Origin of the sequence: Algibacter pectinivorans, assembly GCF_900112595.1 — a bacterium.
Lineage (GTDB): Bacteria > Bacteroidota > Bacteroidia > Flavobacteriales > Flavobacteriaceae > Algibacter_B > Algibacter_B pectinivorans.
The window spans coordinates 195,938-214,533 of the sequence record NZ_FOMI01000005.1 but is presented as its reverse complement, the minus strand read 5'-3'; the positions used below and the strand labels follow the sequence as shown (position 1 = coordinate 214,533).

10 protein-coding genes are annotated in these 18,596 nt (G+C 33.9%); all 10 read right to left on the bottom strand.

What is annotated here, in order from left to right:
• Positions 1-21: 21 nt before the first annotated feature.
• Complete coding sequence (locus BMY96_RS09480) at positions 22-903, bottom strand: glycoside hydrolase family 16 protein (RefSeq protein ID WP_092851583.1); 882 nt, start codon at positions 901-903, stop codon at positions 22-24.
• Positions 904-979: 76 nt separating this feature from the next.
• Complete coding sequence (locus tag BMY96_RS09475) at positions 980-3,775, bottom strand: DUF8487 domain-containing protein (protein WP_092851582.1); 2,796 nt, start codon at positions 3,773-3,775, stop codon at positions 980-982.
• Between the two features lie 40 nt (positions 3,776-3,815).
• Positions 3,816-5,333, bottom strand: coding sequence for a sulfatase family protein (locus BMY96_RS09470; protein ID WP_092851581.1), 1,518 nt, complete (start codon positions 5,331-5,333; stop codon positions 3,816-3,818).
• 11 nt (positions 5,334-5,344) lie between these two features.
• Positions 5,345-8,641, bottom strand: coding sequence for a DUF5107 domain-containing protein (locus tag BMY96_RS09465; protein ID WP_092851579.1), 3,297 nt, complete (start codon positions 8,639-8,641; stop codon positions 5,345-5,347).
• Between the two features lie 37 nt (positions 8,642-8,678).
• The gene (locus BMY96_RS09460; RefSeq protein WP_092851578.1) at positions 8,679-11,519 is read right to left on the bottom strand and encodes a DUF8487 domain-containing protein; all 2,841 of its coding nucleotides are present in this window, start codon (positions 11,517-11,519) and stop codon (positions 8,679-8,681) included.
• Positions 11,520-11,542: 23 nt separating this feature from the next.
• A complete protein-coding gene (locus BMY96_RS09455; RefSeq protein WP_217639592.1) occupies positions 11,543-12,286 on the bottom strand; it encodes an SGNH/GDSL hydrolase family protein in 744 nt (247 codons plus the stop codon).
• Between the two features lie 12 nt (positions 12,287-12,298).
• Complete coding sequence (locus BMY96_RS09450; protein ID WP_092851576.1) at positions 12,299-13,699, bottom strand: sugar porter family MFS transporter; 1,401 nt, start codon at positions 13,697-13,699, stop codon at positions 12,299-12,301.
• Between the two features lie 41 nt (positions 13,700-13,740).
• Positions 13,741-15,360, bottom strand: coding sequence for a sulfatase (locus BMY96_RS09445; protein ID WP_092851575.1), 1,620 nt, complete (start codon positions 15,358-15,360; stop codon positions 13,741-13,743).
• A 17-nt stretch (positions 15,361-15,377) separates the two neighbouring features.
• Positions 15,378-16,946, bottom strand: coding sequence for a glycoside hydrolase (locus BMY96_RS09440; protein ID WP_092851573.1), 1,569 nt, complete (start codon positions 16,944-16,946; stop codon positions 15,378-15,380).
• 106 nt (positions 16,947-17,052) lie between these two features.
• Positions 17,053-18,486 carry a hypothetical protein gene (locus BMY96_RS09435; RefSeq protein ID WP_092851572.1) on the bottom strand — a complete coding sequence of 478 codons (1,434 nt, stop codon included), beginning with the start codon at positions 18,484-18,486 and terminating at the stop codon, positions 17,053-17,055.
• Between the last annotated feature and the right edge of the window lie 110 nt (positions 18,487-18,596).

Sequence of the window (18,596 nt, the reverse complement as noted above, 5' to 3'; positions counted from 1 at the left end):
GACAAAAACACTTTTTACCTACTAATTCATTTTCCAAACTCGAATATAATCTACTTTAGCTTCTGTAGACGCTCCAATAGCTCTTGATGTAAAATCTGCTGTTCCTCCAAAACTAGCCCCAGTAGAAAGCCACAAGAATTCTTCAACTTTTGGAACCCATATACCTTGATAACGCGTCATGAATTGACCATCGTAATAGACTTCTAGTTTATCTTCGTTCCATAAAAGCCCATAAGTATGATAGCCTGAATGTATCCCTGGTGTTTCATATCGCCTTGTATTTGCTTTTTTTGAAGCACCATAACCATCTATATGTACTACACTTTTAGTAAAATTACCAACCCAAGCCGATTCGAATACATCTATTTCTGCACCGTCATTCCCTGTGCCATCAACATTTCCCATATTATCACCTTGAAGCCAAAGCGCTGTATGTGTTCCAAACATAGTTTCTGCAATATCAATTTTTGCTTCAATGTAGCCATACTTAAACTCAAATAAGTTATTAGAATATATAGAGCCGCAATGCAATGTATTATCACTGACTTTTAAGCTTTTTAACACCACATTCCCATCTTCATAACTTACATTTTCTGGTTTCCAAAACCATTGCGTAATTCCTATATTTGGTCTTCCCGCTCTACTTTTAACTGAATTATTTTTAGTCCATTTTGTAGGCTCAAATTTATCAAAGTTATCCTCGAACATTAATACCCAACCACTTGTGTTTACAGAATTTAATAAAGGCTTAGCAACTTCATCCGGGTTTTTATCGTCGTCATTAAATTTCTCGTCGTCTGACGAAGTACTATTATCTCCGCTACAAGCGAAAAACATAAAAGCCAATAAAAAAAAACTAAAAACAAGTGCTATACCATTAAAATAATTTTTCCTTTTATTCATAATTATAATTTTTAAGACTACCACAACACACTTAAAATAAACATCTTAAATCATGTTGTTTTGATAAGTATTATATTTATTTATATATATCCTTTGCTGAAAAGTCAGATTGTTTACCTTCTATTTTCAAGGCTTTCAAATCTTCAATTGTAATATCGTTTACAGGGGCAAAATCTTTACTTTCCATATACTCTAAAACACTACTTATCAACTGTCTTGCCACTGGCCTTTCTTTTAATTTTGATGATAAATCTATGGACGAAAACACCAATTGCCCTTTCCCTACTTTAGCTTCAAATAAACTGGTTAAATGGTGGTTGGTTACAAAATTATCTATAACACGCACTAAAGGTTTAACATTTATAGAATCTGTAATGATAGATTTTGAATTAATACATAAATCCCACCACTGCCAATTGGTATGAGAATCGGTCGGGAATTTATTAAATACAGGGTGCTTTTCATCTAACATCACGCCCATTGTAGCTGGCTGATTAGGAAAATGCACAGGACTCCAAAATACAGGAACGAAACGACCTGTGATTCCTTTTAAGGTTTTTGGATCTGGATTTAACAACACTTTTTTTCCTTCGCTTAAAGCTTTTATTGCCTGATTAATTGATGATGTTATTAAAACATGACTCGACGTTGTTGAAACTTCTTTTGGGTACACCCAAATATTCCAGCTATTTTTATATTTCGTATTATTTAAACTTACCGTAACTGTTAGCTTTTTCGCTGCTTTAGTTTCAACAGCATAATTAATAGTGCCCAAATTTGTGTTATTTCCAATAGACAAATTAATGTTATTAAAACTTCCTTTTTTAATTTCGTTACCAGATTCATCTGTAATTATCCAATCTATAGCCTGACTGTTTAACTGTTTGTAGAAATTTGCTATCTCTATAGAGGCTTCAAAAGTTTCTCCAAATTCATAAACAGCCTTTTTAAATCTAATTAATGGTACTAATTCACTATTAAATTGACTAAATTCTTCAGCCGAAATAACCCCTTTAGACTCCCAAAAAGCATTTAGCAAACCAACCAATGCTGTACCTTGCCCAGGAAAATCTTGTAATTGAAGCAATTGAAAACCATCAAAACTCGGCGTTTTTAACGCCCGCTCTATTTCTTCTTTGTATAATAATGCTGCTAACTTACCAGAGTTATATGTAAAGTCTGGAGCTAAATCTAAAAGTCCTTTTTTATCTAAATCATTTTTTACAGCAATAAAATTTAAAGGTTTTAAAACACCTGTATATTTTTCAATTTCACTCATATCTGGATACACAGAATACTGCCCAATTTCATGAGACACTAACGGCATGTTTATATGCTCACTACCTGAGGTATAATCAGCATCAAAATGTGGCGGTTTAGCATTAAAAATACCTTGTCCTCGAATCCAACCTTTATCTGTCCATTGCGCTATAAAAAACTCATCCTCTTGTTCGGGTCTCGTTCCTGTTGGTTGCTGAAAAGAAAATGCCGTTGTAGCATACAAATGTCTATCATCTTTAGGTTTTAAATTTGCTACTATATCATTTAACACACTAATATCACCTTGCAATTCATTACCTAAAGCCATAAATATAAATGATGGATGGTTACCGTAATCTTTCAATATTTTATCAGCTTCAGCTTTTAAAAACGCGGTAGTTTTAGCATCTTCACCTACTTTTAAACTCCAATGTGGTAGCTCTACTTGAACATAAAACCCTGCTTCATCGGCTGCCTCAAATGCTGCTTTTGGTGGACACCAAGAATGAAAACGTAAGTGGTTTAACCCGTAATCTTTGGCTTGTTTAATTAATTTGGCCCAATCTTCTTTTTCTGTTGGTGGATGCCCTGTTAAAGGAAAAATAACACACTCTAAATTTCCTCGTAAAAAAATACGCGTATCATTAAGCAATAAATCACCCTTGTTACTACTTACAAACTTGTACCCAAAACGTGCGCTAGCTTCTCCGGTCTTTGTTATTACGCTAACATCATAAAGGTTTGGATTAAACTCATCCCATAACTCCAACTTTTTTGGTTTATCAATTTCTATAGCATAGCTATTATTTGAAGTTTTTGAAGTTTTAACATTATCGTTAAAAACTTCAACACCATCAACAGACTTAACTACTAAGCTAACAACTCCTTTAATAGCCTCAGATTGATTAAAAACCACCTTTAATTTATCTAGTTGCTTGTTTGGATACACCTGTACATTCTCTGGTGCATTTTTTACAGATGCAACTAATGTAATATCACCCAGTATACCATTCCATTTAATTTGAGTATGGTTAGTATAAGCATGCGCCATGTCCTGATTTACAACATCTGGATACATACTTCCAGCAACATTTATTAGCGGAAATTTGTTTGAATTATCTATGCAAATGGTTAGTAAATGCTTTCCAGGGGTTAAATTTTTACTTAAATTGTAATTATGACGCCCTACCAAACTATTAGCACGACCTATAAGCTTACCATCTACATACACTGAAGATTCCCAGATAATACGCTCTAAACCTAACTCTATATTTTTGTCATTCCATGCTGTTGGTATTTCAATTTCCTTTTGATACCAAGCTTTACCAATATATTGATGCTTTCGTGTTAGGTTAGACATTACATAATTATTTAATGCTGGCTCTAACGTACTTGGTGTTCCAATTTCTGCACCATCCAAGGTATTTGGCAATGTAATAGGAGTACCTGAAAGCTTATTAGAAGCCCAGTTTTCTGTAACTCCAACATTTGTTGAATCCAACTGTACAGACCATATTCCAGAGATATCAATCATATTGACTTCTGGTTCTTTACAACTGCTTAAAAAAGAGAATACGATTAAAAAAACTAGTATACTATTATTATGTTTCATAAGAAAAATTTTAAAGGTTATTCTAAAATATCACATCAAATTAACTTTTTCGTTTCATGATTTTTACTAATTCACTTTCCATGACTTTAACAATGTCTGGGTGATATTTATAAACATTATTACTTTCGGAAGGGTCATCTTCTAAATTGAATAGTTGTACTTCTTCACTAAATCCAGGATCCACAAATTTTTGAACTATCCAATTAGGTACTGGTTTATTTTTAGGCTTTATATATTTCCAATTCCCCATTCTTAATCCATAAGTATAAGCTTCTTCTAGTAAAATCTCTCGCCCTTTTTGGGATTTCCCTAACCACGATTTTAAAAAATCTTGACTATCTGGCGCAGCTCCTTTTTCAACATCTTGACCTACTAAGCAAGCTAAAGATTTATATAAATCTACTTGAGATAACAACGCATCACTTACACCTGGCTTTACTTTTTTTGGCCAATGCACAATGGTTGGCATTCTTGTTCCTGCCTCATAAACCGAATATTTTGAACCTCTATAAATTCCAGCTGGTTTATGTTCTCCCACGAGTTCTCTTGCATAATCTAAATAGCCATCATCCAAAATAGGTCCGTTATCACTTGTAAAAATAATTAAAGTGTTTTCTAGAACATTTGCTTTCTTTAAGCTCTGGGTTACCTGACCAACACACCAATCCATTTGAGCAATAACATCGCCTCGTGGTCCCATGGTACTACTTTCCACAAATTTAATATTAGCTATTCTTGGTTGATGAATATCGTGTAATGAGAAATATAAAAAAAATGCATTGTCTTTATGGTCTTCTATAAAACCATTTGCTGTTTCTGAAAGTACAAACGGAATGTCTTCATCAATCCAAAGGGCATCTTTTCCACCTTTCATATACCCAATACGACTGATACCATTTATAACAGCACCTTGATGATAAGGGTCTGTATGTTGTTTTAGTAATTCTGGATGCTTAAAACCCCAAGGATACCCTTCAATTCTTGCACCATAACTTACCGTAATAGGATCATTTAAATCTAACCCCACTACTTTCTGATTTTCTAAAAATACACACGGTACTCTATCTCCAGTAGCGGGAATTAAAAAACTATAATCAAATCCAACTTCCTTTGGACCTAAGGGAATGCGTTTATTCCAGTTTATTTTTCCTTTTCCTAAACCTAAATGCCACTTACCAACTACGCCCGTAGTGTAACCTGCTTTTTGTAACATTTTTGGTAAGGTTTCCTTTGTGGTGTCTATAATTAAAGGCGCATCGCCTTCTAAAATGGCAGCATTATTTCTAAACGCGTAACTACCAGTTAACAATGAATAACGAGATGGTGTACATGTTGATGCACTACAATGGGCATCGGTAAAATTCAATCCATTTTCCGCAAGGGTATCAATATTTGGTGTTTTAACTCCAACAGCACCGTTTACTCCAATATCGCCAAATCCTAAGTCGTCAACGTAAATGATGACGATATTAGGTTTTTCTTTTTGTGAGTGTGCAAAATAATTGGCTGTTAATAGCAATATAAACAATGCACTTTTAAAATGGAATTTATAATTCATTTCTATAAAACTTAAGCATTTACCAATTCTGCATGAATATTTGCTGGGATATGACATAAATTAGTTTGTATTACTTTCGTAAATGCTTTAGTGGCCTCAGCACTTTTACCAAAACCTAATTGCCCTAGTCCTATTAAAAAGTTACAATGTATTTTGTTAATTACATTTAAGTCTTCTTCCCATATCAATAAATCTGGCAATGAAATTGCAAAATAATCCAACTTAACATTATCATTAATATGAGCTTTTCCGTAATTTAACAAATTATTAAACCTTATATTTGCTTCCTTTAATTTCCCTAATTTTTGTAAGGCCAAACCTTGATAGAAAATTTTATCTGGCTGTTGGTCATTATAAAAAATCGCAGGACTTGGATCACTTAAACCTTCTGACGCTAATTCAAAATAAGCCTTTGCTTTGTTAGAATTCCCTAAGCCTTCATAAGCGCAACCTAACCAGTAGTCAATATCATTTTCAACAGTACCGTGTAACTTCCCTTCTCCTAAATTATGAGGATAGGTTTTTGTTGCTTCTAACAGCTTAATTGCGTAATCAAAGTTTTTTAAGTTAATATTTTTCTTTGCAAGTTCGGTATAAGCTGTTAAATATTGAAAAGGCACTTTACCTTCACCACCTTCCCAAGGATGAAACTGACGATTTTCTATCAATTCCTTTGCTTTTTCGAATTCCCCTTTCAAATTATACAGTGAAATACGCTCTAAGTATAAGTCATCTCTAGAATTTGTTAATTCTATATATTGTTCTAATAGCGCTAAACGTTTATCAACTGAAATATTGATTTTCTTATACAGTTGGTCTAACTCCATTAATAATCTAGCATCTGTATTATCAAGCTGAAAAGCTTTTTCTAAATGCATTACTGCTAATTCTTTTTGGTTTGTTTTATTGTAATATAATAATGCCAAATTACGGTGTGTAATAGCGAAACCATCATCTAATTTAACAGAAGTTTCCCAACAGTCTTGAGCTTTTTTATATTGTCTGTTAGCGTACCAAAAGTTTCCTAAGTAGTAAAATGCTTTGGCATCAACAGGGTTTGCTTTACAAGCCGATTGTAACGCTAAAACTTCTTCTATTTTATTAGGAAAACAATAGGTATCTGGCATTTTCGATGCTTTTTTGTAAGCAGCTAATGCATTAGCATCATTTCCATTTTGAGTAAAATACCACCCCATAAAGTAGTGTACCATTGGATACACGCTATCATTAGCATTAGTATGCACTTTTAATAAGGCAATAGCTTCATCATACTGACCAGCCATAGCATAATCCAAAGAAAACTCTATGTAATTATGTGTATAATCTCTTAAAATACTTTTGAAAGCCTCTAAATCTGCTTGTTTTCTTGACAAAATGTAACGCTCGAATAAAACGCCAAAATTAAATTTATCAATAACTAAGGACTCTTCTATCAATTTGCTAGCAGCTTCAACACTACCCTGTTTTCTTAAAATAATAACTTTTAAATGTCTCGCTTTATGGTTATGCCAGTTTTTAATTAAAGCTCTATCTACCAAATCTAAAGCTTTCTCTAAATCACCTTTAGAACAGTCTATCTGAGCTAGATTAAAATAACCTGCATCTTGCCATTGTGCATTCCAGCACGATTTAAAGAAACTTGCATAAGCTTCATCCTTTTTCCCCAAATAATTAAGAGCTAATCCCTTGTTAAAATACGGTTCTCCATCATACGGGTTTGGGTTATGGCTTGTTAACGTTTCAATAGCAGTATCAAAATACCCGATAGCCTTTTCTAATTGCCCTTTACGCATGCACCAAAGTCCCATGGCGTTATTACAACGCACATCAGTTGGCACTCTTTTTAACGCTTCTTCATAATAATCTGTTGCATTAAAAGTGGCATGCCTATACTGCTCTAAATGTAATCCTCTTAAATACAACCCTTCAACGGTATCAATATCCTTTGGGTCTTTAGCAGCTTTTGCAGGCTCAGGAATTTCTTCAGATAAATCTTTGTCTGGCTCCCATGCTACTAATACTTTTCCTGCACTATCATTAACCGAAATTTGTAAATCGTTAAACTTAAAATGCTTAATATCTATAGCTTTTTCAAATCCTATTTCTGGCGAAAGATTTAAAACCTCGTCGTGTAACACTTTATTTTCTGCTTTTAATGTTACTATACAATTATCATAGGTAGACGTTACATAAACTTTTATTAACGCTTTACCATCCACCATTTCAAGATTTACTAAAGCTTCTTTAGTTGCATTTTTTACAACACCTACGTTATAATAAGGCATAAAATATTGCTTAAAGCTTTTTTCTTCATACGGATGCATCCAAGAGAAATCAGGTTGATTATCTGTGTAAACACCACACATCAATTCAATATATGGTCCATCTTTATCTGTTAAATTTCTATCCCATGCTTTCCCAAACTCGCCATTACCCCAAGTCCATTGTTTTTTCCCTGGAGATACATTGTGGTCTGCAACATGTAACAAGCCGCCTTTTGAATCATTTTCATAACCACCAACAAAATCATATTTAGATGTGATAGCCATATAACTTGTTGGTACCGGAATATTTTTATATCTAGATATATCTGTCCCAGGAGAATAATCTACTTTGTAATATTCGCCTTTTGCTATTGGAAATTCAGATACATCTCGTTTACCGTGGTCAAATACTGCATTTACATCTGGTGGAAAAACGGACTGATAATGGTCGTTTACCGCTACCGCAGGATTCGCCCACCATAAAAATGTTTGAGGATGTGGCGTCCTGTTATATAAATGTGCTTTAATTTCAATATAGGCTTTATCTGGATGTAATGTAAAACCTGCCATACCTTTAGTACGAAACATACGCTCTAATTCGCTTACCCAAACTGTTTTACTACCATCTTCATTATGTTCAATAAAAAAATCTGTTGGATCGTAAGTACTTGGTCTGTGATGTTGTGGCCAGTTAAATTCTATGCCTCCAGAAATCCACGGTCCTGTCAAACCTACAAGCGCAGGTTTAATTACATGATTATAATATACAAAATCACGCTTTCTAATTTTATCATACGCTCTTTGGATTCTTCCTCCTAAGGCGGGTAAAATCATTAACTTTATATAGTCGTTTTCAATAAAAATGGCATTCCATTCTTTATCGACTTTAGTGTCACTAATTTTTTCTATTACAGGATGCGGATAAACAGCACCACTACTAGCTTGATATACGCGCTTTTCCAAAAAAACAGGATATTTTTCAGGAGTTCCAACTTCATAAGTAGGAATAATTACTTTTTCTTCCCAGGCTTTTACAGTTCTCATATTCTAATAATTTATACTACACCAAAAAAATAGTGTATTAATATTTTAATAATTTCTTTAATTGATTTTTGTCTATGGTTATTTTAGGATTAAAGGCATCACTTGCTACATACCTTTTAAGGCTGTATAATAGCTGTTGCGCTTCTAATCTGTCTGCTATATCAGTATGCAGGTCTATACCAGAAAATAATATTTTCCCTTTACCAACTTTTGCTTCAAAAATTAGGGCTATTTTTCTATTTTTAAACCAGTCGTCAATAACTCTTACTATTGGGTTGAGTTTTGGTATTTCATCAAAAATGATAGCATTTGAATGGCTCATTGCATCCCACCATTGCCAATTGGAATGGTACTCTGTTGGGAAATTTGCTAACGCTGGATGTTCTGGATTACACAAAATACCAAGCGTATGTGGTTTTTGCTCTTTGGTCCATGATGTATTCCAGAAGATACTTGAAAAACCTATTCCTATATCGCCTCCAAATTCAGGTGCAATATCTCCTTTGGTAATATTTAATAGCACAGTTCCACCGTTATTTAGGTAAGCCATGGTTTTAGCATCTAATTTACTGGCGACTCTATAGTTTATCTCACTTTTAATAGATGCTTTTGCTTCAGGATACACCCAAATATCCCAACTGTTTTTAAAATCGTTAACCATAACGTTTAAAGTAAGTTTTTGAGCTTTATCTATTGATTTTAGTGGTTTCTTAATACTACCAAGGGCAATTCCATTACCAATAGTAATCGTTGTTTTATCTAAGCTACCTTCATCAAACACACTTCCATCAGGTTTTGTTAAGCTCCATCTAGGCGTAACATTTTGTAATCTATTTTCACCGAAATGCGCAATTTCAATAGTTGATAATAAAGTATCTGTATTTTTAAATGTGCGCTTTTTTAAACGTGCTAGGGGCACGGTTTTACCACTAAATGCTCTAAATTCTTCTGGAGAAACATATCCCTTTTCATCCCAAAACGCATCTAAAACACCTACTAAAGCTGTTCCTTGACCGGAAAAATCATGTAAATCTAACAACTGATAACCTGCCATTCCTTTCGTTCTTAAAGCTGCTTCAATATCTGCTTTATAACACAGCGTTTGTAATTTACCAGAGGCCAAAAGAAATTCGTTAGCCAATTTACCCATGCCATTATACTCTAGAGTTTCTTTAAAAATTTCGAAGTTTTTCGGTTTTAAAACACCTGTGTATTTGGACATTTCTTTGAAGTTGGGATATACACACCATTGTCCCATTTCATGGCTTACATAAGGCATTGGTGTTTTATCGATAAAAATATGCCAATCGAATTCAGTTTGAGGTGCTTTCGCATTGATGATACTTTTTAAGTTTTCATTCCAACCTTGTATTCTAGGTCCTCTATGGTTGTAATAATCCATATTACCCAAATACGGATAACCTGCGCCACTTGTATACAAACGCCTGTTATCTAATTCCTTAAAGTGATTTACGTACTTTATTAAGTATTCTTTGTGATGTTTACCACTAGGTTCATTACCATAAGTCATTAAAACGAAAGACGGATGGTTACCATAGGCATCAATAATAGCCTCACCTTCTTTATACAGCCATTTATCTACTGGATTACCGTCGCCTAAATTAGCTAACCACGCAGATGCTTCAGCTTGGATATACACACCCATTTCATCGGCAGCTTGAAATGCCGCTTCTGGAGGACACCAAGAATGAAAACGCATGTGATTTAAACCGTGTGCTTTAATAATTTTGAAAATTCGTTTCCAAGAATCTACATCCGTTGGCGGATACCCTGTTTTTGGAAAAATAGCACACTCTAAGGTTCCTCTTAAATATAAAGGACGCTCATTGATTGTGAAAACGGTGCCTTCGGCTTTAAAATCACGCATTCCAAAATCAATGCTTTTAGTATCAACTCCTGCATCAGATTGTAAAGAAATTTGCATTTCATAAAGATTTGGGTTGAATTCATCCCAAAGTTTTGGGTTATCGCCCATATTGTATTCTAAAACAACCTCTTTATTTTCTGTAATTTGAATATCTTTTTTCTGTGCCTCTACAACAGTACCGTCAACAGATTTTTCTTTTGCTTGAAAAATTAATTGAGCACTTTTTGCATTCGAAGAATTGTTTAACTGTGCGACAACTTTTACCGTTTTGTTTGAAACGTTAGGATATAATTTTATGGTTCCTAAAGCTAATTTTGGTGAAACTGAAAGTTTGATATCGCCTACAATACCATTCCAATTACTCTGTGTATTATCTGATATACTATGCGCATCTTTACCAACATCAATATCTTTTATTCTATTATCAACTCGAATAGAAATAGTATGTTCGCCAGGGTTTAAAACACCTGTTAAACTGTAATCATGCGAAGTAGCTAGGGTATTTTGCATACCTACTTTTTTATCATCTACCCAAACTGTAGATTCCCAATGCACACGTTCTAAATGCAGGTTTATATTTTGATTATTCCAATCCTCAGGAATTACTACTGTTTTTTGATACCAAGCAGCACCTTTGTAATCCTTTACAGGTTGTAACCAAAAAGGGATTTTTACGTTTCCCTTTTGACGATATTTTTTCATCTTTGGATCTTTATACCAAAGACTATCGTTCCACATATTACCTGTCCAATTCGTTTTAACTGTAATATCATTTCCTTTACCATTTTCTGTCATAGAACCTGGTAATTTTACAACATCACCCAAAGTAACGTTAAACCAATTGTTTTGAACCCCAACATCTAATGAATCTATTTTAAAGCTCCATTCACCAGCTAAATCTATTTCTTTTTGCCGATTTTCTGTACAGGCAACAAGTGCAAGTATTGACAAGCAAATAGTTAAGATATTTATGGTTCTATAAAACTTCATTGTATTTAAATTCTGTTTTTCTATTATAGTTTGAAATATTCAAAAATGGCATCGGCAACAAACTGATGTCCCTTTTGGTTGATATGGTTATTTTGTGACATATAGCCTCTTAATGGTTGAACGGCAGCCAATGCTTTAAACAAGGTATAATTATCCACTAGACCAACATTATATTTTTTTGCCAATGCTCTAATTTGCTCGCTATGTTGCGCTAATGGTGTTTCATCAGAAGCCAAATCTTCTATTAAATCTGGTGTTGGAGTTAAGAGAATTACTTTTGTACCATAGGCTAATGCTTCTTGTATCATTTGTTCCCATGCTACTTTTGCGCGTTCTAAACCTATGCTTCTATCATTCAAACCATAATCAATAAAGAGTACATCTGGTTTATGATTTAAAACTTCGTCTTTAAAACGCTTTGCTCCTTGTTCTGCTTGTTCTCCACCAATTGATGTTGTAATGGTATTTACTACGGAATAAGGATAAAAATCGTTCACTTTTTTTAGTGTTCTGTATGGATATGCATTTAGTCTATCTAACACACCTCCTGTAGTATAGCCAGTAGGCACAGAATGGCCATGGAATACTAAATTTACAGTATGATTTTTAGGCCATTTTAGTTTCAATTTGGTTTTGAGTGAATCAAGGTAAGTTGAGACTATCTCTGTATCTAATTCTACTACGCTTTTATGTTGTGCGCATGCAAAATTCAAAATAAACAGCATTACTAGCCCTAATATGATATGTTGTTTCAATATAAATTTCATGTGATGTTTGGCTTATTTATCCTTGGTTAATTCCATTTCAATTTCTTCTAAACTCTTCCCATTGGTTTCAGGTAATTTGCTTTTTATAAATATGAACCCTAAAAAACAGATGAAACTATACACCCAAAATGTTCCTGAAGCTCCTAAAGCATCATTTAAAATTGGGAATGTGAATGTGAGTATAAATGATGCTACCCATAAAGCAAATGTTGCTATAGACATAGCCAAACCTCGTATTTTATTTGGGAAAATTTCTGACAGAACCACCCAGGTAATTGGAGCAAGAGACATAGAATAAATGGCAATTGCTGTGATAACCAAAACAAGTACTGGCCAACCTGCGAAATCCATATAATACGCCCCACCTAAAATGAGGTATACCACACCTAAACCTATCGATCCAAGAAGCATTAACTTTCTACGCCCCCAACTATCTACAGTTCGCATTGCAACAAGCGTAAATATTAAATTCACACTACCAGTAATAACAATATTAAATAGCATATCGCCTACACTGTATCCTGCAGCAGTAAATATTTCTTCAGCATAATTAAAAATAATATTTATACCGCACCATTGTTGAAATATGGCTAATACAATACCGGTGATTAGAATAGGCTTAATTTTAGGACTTTTAAAATCAGAAAATCTAATTTTTGAAGTACCACTTTCTTGAAGTGTTTGCTGAATACTCGCTAATTCTTGTGCAGCATAAGCGTCTCCACCAATTTTTGCTAAAACATTTTTAGCAGCATCGGCATTATTAATTTTCACTAAAAACCTCGGGCTTTTAGGTATAATAAACATCAATACAAAAAATAGTATTGCCGGCACTAATTCTGCCCAAAACATCCAACGCCATCCTTTTTGCCCGTTCCAAGACCCTAAAATCATTTCTGGTGAAAAGTTTTCTGGAATTGCTTCAGCTATAAAAAAGTTAGCAATTTGTGCCGCTAAAATTCCTACTACCAAAGTAAGTTGATTAATAGCTACAAACTGCCCTCTATATTTTGCAGGTGCAATTTCTGCAATATACATGGGTGATAAGGTTGACGCTAAACCAATGCCCAAACCGCCAATAAGCCTGTAAATAATAAAGGGTGTAAATTGGCTCGCATACCCAGTCCCAAATGCTGAAATTGTAAATAAAGCAGCTGCAAAAATGAGTGGTAATTTTCTACCAAATCTATCAGCAACAAAGCCTGAAATAACGGCTCCAAATATACAACCAATTAATGCGCTACTCATTGCCCAACCTTGTAATGTTGGTTCTAAACTAATATCAAAAAATAATTCATAAAAAGGTTTTGCTCCCCCAATAACAACCCAATCATACCCAAACAAGAAACCTCCCATAGCAGAAACTAAGGCTAAAAAAAGTAAATATGCAAAATTGAATTTTGTGTTTTCCATAATAAAGTTTAGTTGTTTTATTGATAATTATTATAAGGTGGTTAATCTTTAGTGTTTAGACTACTATTGTACCAATCTTTGTTTGGTTTAAAATCTTTATCGAGAAAATCTTTACGTTGTTTCTCTAAACGCTCCAATAACTTTGTTCTTCTTTCTTCTTGCAAAACTTCCGCTTTTTTAGCATCGTACTTACTATAAACTTCAGGTATTCTAGCATTTACACTTGCTAAATAATTATCTAGCTCTACTCTTAAATTGCTAACAGTTTGCTTGTTAGTTTTTGAAATATCATTTTTCTCTCCAGGATCAGAAGACAAATCATATAATTCATCATGACCATCTTCCCAATAATGAATAAGTTTATACTGTTCTTTTCTAATCATACTTACGGGTTCGCCTCCTTGATTCCCATAATGTGGGTAGTGCCAAAACAATGGTCTTACATTTAGTGACTCTCCTTTTAAAAGGGGCAATAGACTCACACCGTCAATAACTTGTTTTGGATCTTTTTCAGCACCAACCAAATCCAATAATGTTGGATAAAAATCAATTCCTGAAACTGGGTAATTAACAGATTTTGGTGCGTTTTTTAGCATTGGTGCTTTTATAAGGTAAGGTTCTCGTATACCACCTTCCCATTGATATCCTTTACCCCCTCTTAATGGGAAATTGGTTGTTGAAAATGCATCCCCGCTGGCAACACCTCCGTTATCTGACGTGAAGACGATTATAGTATTATCTTCTATACCAAGCTTCTTTAATCTTTCTGTAACAATACCAACTGCCTCATCCATAGATTCTACCAATCCTGCATAAACAGGGTTATCTTGAACGGTACGTATTGGTAACCTTGCCTCCATTTCAAAACCTGATTCTGGAATGCCTTGGGCTTCAGCTTTTTTTCTATACTTATCCCATTTTTTCTCTGTAGTTTCTATAGGACCATGAACGGCATAAAATGATAGGTAAGCAAAAAAAGGTTGATCTTTATTTTCTGAGATAAAATTGGCTGTCTCTAAAGCTAATCTCTTAGTTAAGTTTTCACCTTCATATTTATAATCTAATTTAGGGTTTCTCCAAGGTGCATAATACCCCCCTTTAGGGCCACCAACTTCCCACCCTCCAATATTGATATCAAATCCATTGTTTTCTGGAGTGTAAGGTTCATCTCCTAAATGCCATTTACCAGCAAAAAATGTTTTATACCCATTTTGTTTTAGCGCTTCGGCAATAGTAATACTCTCATCTGGTATAGCATGCTCATATTCTGGAGGCATTACTTTAGTGTTGTAATAATCTCCCCACACTTCACCAGTTGCTGCACCTATCCAATCGGTAACACCATGCTGAGCAGTGTATTGTCCTGTAAGCAGGCTTGCTCTAGACGGACTGCATACTTGACATGCCGCATAGCCTTGCGTAAATTGAACTCCCTCATAAGCAATGGCATCAATATTAGGGGTTTCATAGTAATTACTACCTGAATAACCCAAATCGTGCGCTCCTAAGTCGTCGGCAAGTATAAAGACGATATTAGGCTTTTTATATCTAGTATCTACTATATTTTTATCTTTATTTTTACAGCCTTTTAATAAAACGCTTGCAAAACAAAGGCTCAAAACTAACTGAAACAAATTACTATATCTATTACTTAATTTCATTCTATATTTTTTTAAAATCAAAAGGATAGACTGCCAATTAGTGTGTTAACAGTACGACCACTAAAAATTATATTTCTACTTGTTATTTTCTCGAACTCTAATTTTTTCTCTGTTGATGTTTCGTATTTAGAATTTATCTTATAACCTGAAAAATCAACAGTTCGCTTTTTTTCTCCATAATTAATAGCTACAACCACTAGTTTTAAGGTTTCTGTATCTAGGTAAGCGGAAACCATTAGGTCTTTATATCTTTCGTTCAAGGTTTTATTATCACTTAACTCAATTTTAATCCGTTTCATTTTAGGCCTAATGAATCTAGAATAGTTACCAACCGCCCATAATAGTTTAGAATCATGAAAATTCCCGTCGAATTTCATATTATTCATATTATACATATCTCCATTATTTCCGGTGTCTAAATAAATTAAACCGTCTTTATAATTTGCATTACTTAAAGCCGTCCACCATTGCCAAGAACTGGCATTTGCCAAGGTTAGATCTGCATGAATAACCCGAGCAACATATAACGCTGTATCCATACCTAAGTCTCGTTTATGTCCCCCTCCAATGTCATCTGAATTTTCAAGAATGCAAAATTCACTCTGCCAATATTCAAGATTTTGATGTTCTTTTAACTTATTATTTAATTTTTGCCTAACAGCAATTAAGCTGTCCACTGGCCAAGTTGTAAAATAACTATGTCCTGAAATAGTGCTTTTTAAGTTTTTCAAATTTTTATTTTTATTAAAAAAATAATCGATTTGACTACCACGTTCTGGCTTACCATAATTTGAATACAACCACCTTAAATCAGCTGCTTCGGCTAAAACTATTTTACTTGATAGATTATTTTTTTCAATACCTTCATTTAGTAATTCTGTTAATTCTAAAATATTGTCGTTAGTTGCTGGCGTACCCTCTTGAGATTTTTTTTCCCAATCCCATTGCGGTTCATTTATAGGACTTAAATAATCAAAATTAATCCCTTCAGATTTAAAATGTTTTAAAAACTCTACCATGAATTGCGCATAATCGTCAAAATATTCTGGTTTTAGATTTATTTCTCCATCTTTATTACCGCCATTATACCCCTTTCCATTTTTAGTCCATTGCACAGGTGCAGAAATTGAAAATGCTACGAATTTTTCAACGCCGTAAGATTTTGCTTCTTTAAGAAACCATTGCTGTCCTTCTTGTTTGTCCCAATTATAATTACCTTTAATACTTACAAAAGATTCGGCACGCCTCCAATCATTTCTTATACCAGAACCTTCACCTTGATCTGCGGTTCCTGCTCCAATATTAAATCGCCAAATTGATAAGCCAATTCCTTTAGGGCTTCCATCTTTATCAATCTCTTTACTAAACAACCATTCTGCAATCTTTTCTCTTTTTACATTGGGCCAATTTTTACCAACAAATTGACATCTCCAAGCATCAGAGGCTCCAAATCCATCTATAGTTTGAAAGGTATAATTTTTATCAATATATACTTTTTGCAATTGCGCACTAACGCTTTGAGAGGTGATATAAAACAACACAAAAACTCCTAAAACATGTATTATATTAATTTTTGCTTTTTTCATTTTAAATCTTTAAAATCTACTATTTACTAAGATATATTAACAAAACTACACTTATAAGCTAACAAATAAATAGACATTAAAACAATAAACATAGACAATACTACTATTACTCTTTATCTCCTTTCAAGACAATTTTATAAATTTGGTATTTCCCTTCTTTATTTACATCTATAACAACTTTATTGTCTGAACTAAGTTGAGCTGATGCTGTTTCAATTATATAAGGTTCTGCCTTAGCAGTATCACTATAATCTACTGGTACATAACGCTCTACATTTTCAATAGAATTAACATTAAACCCCTCCACCATAATACCTGCTTTTTTATAAAGTTCTTTTCCTCCGGTAACAAATAACACCATGGTTTGGCTATCATTTAAAGCCGCAGCTAAATGAAATGTATTTGATGTTGTTTTTAATGCCTTTCCTTTATAAGACTCTGAGAGTTCTTTAAAGATTTGCCCAGTCGGAAACACCTTAGTGTAATTCCAGTTTGTTAAACCTAACCCTGGAATTGATGTATTTATAGGTGGCCAAAACGCACCTGCGTTTGCCCCTGCCCTTGCATAAATATGGATTATATCTGGAATAATGTTAGCCGCCTCCATATAAAGCGCTCTATCGTTATAATCTCTAGAAGGCATCCATTCAGACAAATAAGTAAAGTTTTTGTTTGGATTAAAATTATTAGCGCAGTCTATTATTCTCTGCTCTAAATCTGCAATATTATGAGTGCTTGTTGAATACCCTGTATAAGTATGCAAAGCAACACCATCAATAACATTATATGCCTTTGTGAATTTATTTTTCATGGTAGTAAATTCTTGTGGTTGAGTATAATCCCCGTTTATTAATAATTTAAATTCACGGCTAGGAAACTCATCATTAATATATTCCGCTAAATCCATAGCCACATTAACATACTTGTCTAATTTTTGCGCTCTGGAAACACCTCCCGCATGCTGCAACCACCATTCATTCCCAATTTCAACAATACCGTTTTCAATGCCTGAAACTGTAATTGCCGTTTGAGCAGTAGCTTTTAATTTAGCTAAAGCCGCATTCCATTGAGAAGACCCCATAACTGTATTCATAGCATCAACCGTAGGCAAAACAATACTGTAGTTAGTTATGTTGCTTTTTAACGAAGAAACTGAAGCTCCGGGGGTTGAGGGTGTATTATCCCATCCTGGAGTTGTATTACTGCTCCAGGCATAAAACTCAGACTCCCATCCCCCTGGATACCTAAACACTGTAGTACCAATGCTATTTACTGTGGAAGCAAAATTAGAGAACGTATTATCTGGTATTTGCCTCCAATCATTATTAACACCAAAAATTTCTGGATTTATATCTATACCATCAGTGGCATTGACCATAAGAGTTATATCGGTATTGATACTCACTTCCATATCATCATCTCCAATATCATCAAACTTAGGATCGTTAGGATCTGTAGGAGCATCAGAACTACAGGCTCCTAAAAAAAAACTAAATACAAGAATTAGTAAAGATTTGACCACTATTTTATTCTTTTTCATTTTTAAATTTTTTATATTATTTTGTATTTTTAACCAAAGATTAGTTGTCTTGGAAATTGACCTTCTAAACAAAACACACATAACTTATGTTTATGGCATTTTATAAATAA